The 1677-nt window shown below is 49.7% G+C and carries 3 protein-coding genes; 2 read left to right on the top strand and 1 reads right to left on the bottom strand.

Features of this window, described 5'->3' with window-relative positions:
• Nucleotides 1-168: 168 nt before the first annotated feature.
• Together J5224_RS26855 and J5224_RS26850 are read left to right on the top strand one after the other, a co-directional pair.
• Complete coding sequence (locus J5224_RS26855) at nt 169-888, top strand: hypothetical protein (RefSeq protein WP_264628208.1); 720 nt, start codon at nt 169-171, stop codon at nt 886-888.
• 106 nt (nt 889-994) lie between these two features.
• Nucleotides 995-1528 carry a hypothetical protein gene (locus tag J5224_RS26850; protein ID WP_264628207.1) on the top strand — a complete coding sequence of 178 codons (534 nt, stop codon included), beginning with the start codon at nt 995-997 and terminating at the stop codon, nt 1526-1528.
• A 4-nt stretch (nt 1529-1532) separates the two neighbouring features.
• On the opposite strand, the gene J5224_RS26845 is transcribed toward J5224_RS26850, so the two are convergent.
• Nucleotides 1533-1677: helix-turn-helix domain-containing protein (locus J5224_RS26845; RefSeq protein WP_264628209.1), on the bottom strand; the 145-nt coding region annotated here is incomplete at its 5' end.

Raw genomic sequence — 1677 nt, 5'->3', positions numbered from 1 at the left:
CACATAACGAAATGTTCGTTGCTCAATGTCAACATTTGCTAACTCAGGTAATCATTCACTGCGTAACTTTTCAGATTGCGCCGACGCTCAAATACGAGAAATAGCACTACACTCGAGGGGCCGTACTTAAGCTAATATCTTGGAAAATAAATATAAAAGAGGGTAGTTATGGCATGTTATCAATGGCGTACACGCGCCGTAATGGCGACACTGATTGCGGTATCCGTCAGTGCCTGTGTACCAATGCAGCGCCAACGCGCCGCCTACACAGATCTTTGCCAGAGTGAGTACCCTTTCAAGGTGCCGGGCCCGCAGGGGGAAACCACCCTGACACTCGAAACTTATCTCTACGATCATGCGATTTCCTATGCTCCTTCCCGCTATACGCAAGCGTTGTTCTCCATTCCTTACGTGAATGGACCGGAAGCCAAACCGGAGTTTTATGTTCAACTGATCGCCTATAACAAAAACCGCCAGCGCCCTTCTCGCCCCGGTAAAAAAGGTGAACCTGCCATCCCGGTGCTCTACGACAGCCGACAGGCTTATGTCACGCTGGAAGATGGCACTCGGGTGAATGCGCGGCCAGAGTTGTTTCTCGGTATGCTCACCTACGATTTCCCGATTCCCGATATGAAATACGCGCGCCAATCCCCTTACGATATCAACAGTGATGAAGTGCACCGCCGTATCCCGAAACTCACTAACAACGATGATTACGGTTCGGTCTATGTGATATTCAAAACGCCACGCTTCACGGAAAACGCCAAGTGGATCATCCATTTAGGCGAAATGACGGTGGCAGGACAAAAAGTGGCGATTCCGCCGATGCCTTTGTGTTATCACCCTCAGAAAGAGTGGATAGGCATTGAACCGCTGATGCGCCCGTAGACTTCAGGCGAAACGAGTGAATACCATGCGCGTGGAGAATCCGCTTGAACAGAACAAGAATAAATATTATATACAATAAGTTACTGCAAACACCCTAGGCCGGATCATGAAAAAAGAAGAGTATTGTTATCGCATACTGAAAGCGTATTCGCTGATTGTCGATTTTGACGGTGAACCACACCGCATCAATGTTCCCAGCCCTATCGACGCTGATGAGACTCTCGCACAATGGCGCTCACGAGTGCTGGGCCCGGACGCCACAAACGTTGTTTTCTACCAACCCACCCAGTCAGCACCCAATACTCGCATATCCACATTGCAACAGCGCGCCAGTGCAGACCACGTTGAACGGATGTTCAAATCGTTAGCGAAGGCGAAGGATGAGAGAGCAGAAAAGAAGACGCTTGATAAAGTCGAGAAAGAAGTGACTGAGGTGAAAAAGCAACTCATCACCTTCCCACGCGATACGCTGGAAGATGTGGTGGAAACCTTTGGTGATCGGCTGGAACCTTCGGTAATCGAGTTTTTCGACCGTTTTCTTGAGGATACAGGAGAACACATCGACACGGAAAGCTTGCTGAAAGAACTTATCTCGACTTACAACAGCGCAGCAAAAGCATTCAGAGAAAAGAATCAATAATCCCTCAGCGCGTAGGCCCACGAAACGCCCGACGCCATTCGCTCGGGCTCAGGTTAAAACGGGCCTTGAAGCGCTGTCGGAATGAAATCGGCGAAGCAAATCCCGCCATGTGAGCCACCACCTCGACGCTATGATCGCTGCTTTCCAAC

It is taken from the genome of Candidatus Symbiopectobacterium sp. NZEC135, assembly GCF_025962695.1.
Note: the sequence above shows the minus strand (reverse complement) of the source record. Positions and strands in the feature narration are given on the sequence as shown.

Bases quoted from the DNA above. Each gene is read 5' to 3' on its own strand.
- J5224_RS26850 (WP_264628207.1), top strand. From the start codon at position 995: ATGAAAAAAGAAGAGTATTGTTATCGCATACTGAAAGCGTATTCGCTG.
- J5224_RS26855 (WP_264628208.1), top strand. From the start codon at position 169: ATGGCATGTTATCAATGGCGTACACGCGCCGTAATGGCGACACTGATT.